This is a genomic window from Bacillus sp. SIMBA_008 (assembly GCF_046535495.1).
Classification (GTDB): domain Bacteria; phylum Bacillota; class Bacilli; order Bacillales; family Bacillaceae; genus Bacillus; species Bacillus subtilis.
Window position 1 is genome coordinate 1 of record NZ_JAWRWL010001260.1, and the last position, 236, is coordinate 236.

The 236-nt window shown below is 72.5% G+C and carries 1 protein-coding gene; it reads left to right on the top strand.

Annotated features, from left to right (window positions below; translation table 11 throughout):
- Positions 1 to 236 (top strand): SDR family oxidoreductase (locus tag SB658_RS27470; protein ID WP_410603723.1); only part of this gene is annotated, 236 nt, incomplete at both ends.

Below are 236 nucleotides of genomic sequence, written 5' to 3' on the forward strand. Positions count from 1 at the left end.
GTCGCCTGCCACGGCATCCGAGGCGCCTTCGTGCCCGCGCTGGACATCGATCTCGACCGGCTCCGCCTGCTGTACGACGTGCACGTCGTGGGGACACTCGCGATCTCGCGCGCCCTGGTGCGGCGTCTCGGCGGGGCCCCGGCCTCCATCGTCCTGGTGTCGTCGACGACCGCCTATCGCGGCTGGGCCAACCAGGCCGACTACGGGCCGGCGAAAGCGGCGGAGCGGCAGCTGAT